At 49.4% G+C, this 2,490-nt stretch carries 3 protein-coding genes; all 3 read left to right on the forward strand.

Translation table 11 applies throughout. The annotated features are described in order from the left end of the window. Positions 1-427 (forward strand): transposase (locus DO97_RS19775; RefSeq protein ID WP_204368771.1); only part of this gene is annotated, 427 nt, incomplete at its 5' end. Between the two features lie 584 nt (positions 428-1,011). Continuing rightward, entirely contained in the window at positions 1,012-1,293 is a 282-nt protein-coding gene (locus DO97_RS19780) for an HU family DNA-binding protein (RefSeq protein ID WP_036536881.1), read from the forward strand. 26 nt (positions 1,294-1,319) lie between these two features. Next, positions 1,320-2,390 (forward strand): threonine-phosphate decarboxylase CobD, encoded by a 1,071-nt coding sequence (gene cobD / locus DO97_RS19785; RefSeq protein WP_036536884.1) that lies wholly within the window; start codon positions 1,320-1,322, stop codon positions 2,388-2,390. Positions 2,391-2,490 lie beyond the last annotated feature (100 nt).

Consider the following 2,490-nt stretch of genomic DNA (forward strand, 5'->3'; position numbering starts at 1 on the left):
GCGATTTGAGTTTTGGCAGTTAGTGCGGGGTATTCTAGCCCAAGATCTGATCTTCATTGATGAATTTGGGGTTGATTTAGCCCTCACCCGGTTACATGCTCGTGCCCCTAAAGGTAAAAGAGCACGGGGTAAGCGCCCCAGCAAGCGAGGTAAACGAGTCTCTACAATCAGTGCAATCAGCCTCAAAACCGTTGTCACTAACGTAAGTATCGTCGGTTCAACCGATGGTTTGACCTTTGAAGCCTTCATTGCTCGCCACCTGGTTCCGAAACTTTGGAAAGGAGCTTGTGTGATTATGGATAACTACTCGATACACAACCATGACACGATCAGAAAGCTGATTGAGGACGTGGGTGCTAAGTTGATTTATTTACCTCCCTATTCTCCAGACTTTTCACCGATAGAAAATTGCTTCTCAAAGATTTAAAAATATTTTGCGGACGATTGGGGCACGCAGCTATCCCGATCTCGCTAATGCCATTGAAGACGCTTTTTCTCAAGTATCTTTGGAAAACCTCAAAAATTGGTTCACTCACTGTTGCTACTACGCCTCACAAGAGTGAAAAATGCTATACATTTGAGGTTAAGAATGTTCCCGTCACTCTCAGGTATCTGGTGGTGGGATGTATGGCATTAGGTATAGCAATCGTCGAAATGCTTACCCAGAATGCTTTTTCAGCGGTTTTCTTCACCCATTTCCCCTGAGTTGTCGGGCAGTGCCGAGCCGTGATCCACCGACTTTCTTGACAGAAATAACTGGATTTTTAACTGAAAAAATTGACTTTTTGATTCAAAATAGGCTAAAAAAAGCTGAAATCCATATAACTTAAAGGTTTCACCGATCTATATTGAGCAACCACACCGTAGAATAAAACATTGGAAGTCCCTGCCTATGGGAGCTTTAGCCATTTCCAGGTAAAACTCTGGTGGGATAGTTTCATTAACGACTCAATGTTGGGCATTCGATGAGGAGTGCAAGCTGTATTTTCTTAACTCGGAGGAGTATCTAAGATGAATAAGGGTGAATTGGTTGATAAGGTTGCTGAAAAAGCTCACGTCACGAAAAAACAGGCCGATGCCGTATTGACGGCCGCCCTAGAGGCAATTGTGGATGCTGTTTCGACGGGCGACAAAGTGACCCTGGTTGGCTTTGGCTCCTTTGAGTCACGGGAGCGTAAAGCTCGGGAAGGCCGCAATCCCAAAACAGGTGAAAAAATGGAAATTCCAGCCACAAAAGTACCTGCATTCTCTGCGGGCAAGTTGTTTAAAGAAAAAGTTTCACCTGAAAAATAAAATTTGCATCGGGACAGGTTCACTCGTTGATCCATCCTATACATGGGGGGAATTTGGTCTGGGCAGCAATGCTAGCAGGCTGTTCCCCTCAAGAAATCTTAGATTTTTCTGCGAGTATTAACCCATGGGGGCCTCCCCCGTCGGCGATCGCAGCCATTCAGAGTCACCTTAGCCGCCTGCATACCTATCCTGATCCAGGCTATCGGGAACTGCGGGTCGCCTTGGCTCAAGCACATCACCTCGATCCAGACTGGATTTTACCTGGGAATGGTTCGGCGGAATTGCTGACTTGGGCGGGACGGGAACTGGCGATGCTGGCCGCAACCTGGGTGCTCGCCCCTGCCTTTGGTGATTATCAGCGGGCACTGAGTGCCTTTGGTGCTCAATTGCAGCCAGTACCATTGGTATCCCTGGATCAAGGCTGGACACTGGCGACTCTGAGATCCCGTTCCTTCCCCCCAGGCTGTGGCTTACTGCTGAATAATCCCCACAATCCCACCGGGCAATTGTTCCCTCGAGAGGAGGTATTGCCGCTCCTGGCTGAATTTGATCTGGTGGTGGTGGACGAAGCGTTTATGGATTTTTTGCCCCCCGATCGCCAGCAAAGTTTGGTGGATCAGGTGTCCGCTGCAACCAATCTGGTGATCTTGCGATCGCTGACCAAGTTCTACAGCTTACCGGGATTGCGCCTAGGCTATGCGATTGCCGATCCGCAACGGTTACAACGTTGGCAGCAATGGCGCGACCCTTGGCCGGTTAATGAACTGGCGGCGGCGGCAGGGGTGGCGGTGGTGCAGGATACTGATTTTCAGCAACAGACTTGGAGGTGGTTGGCGGCGGCTCGACCGGCCTTGTTTCAGGGTCTGGCCGCCTTGCCGGGTTTGACGCCCTATCCCGGTGCCGCGAACTTTCTGCTGGTGCGTTCGGCAGTATCGACCTTGATATTGCAACAGCAACTGCTCCAGCACCATCGAATTTTGATCCGGGATTGCTTAAGTTTTCCGGAACTGGGCGATCGCTATTTTCGGGTTGCCATTCGCACTCCAGCTGAGAATCAACAGTTACTAACTGCTCTTGCTAACATCCTAGGCGGTTAAACCCTGGGCGTGTTAGCCTGGATTATTCATGACTTTTTACTGAAAACATTCAGCTCTTTCACCCGTAAGCCTTAGACCCTCACCCTAAATCCCTCTCCCT

The sequence above is a fragment of the Neosynechococcus sphagnicola sy1 genome (assembly GCF_000775285.1).
GTDB lineage: Bacteria > Cyanobacteriota > Cyanobacteriia > Neosynechococcales > Neosynechococcaceae > Neosynechococcus > Neosynechococcus sphagnicola.

Excerpts from the sequence above, each read along its gene's own strand:
- DO97_RS19780 (WP_036536881.1), top strand. The coding sequence starts at position 1,012 with ATGAATAAGGGTGAATTGGTTGATAAGGTTGCTGAAAAAGCTCACGTC.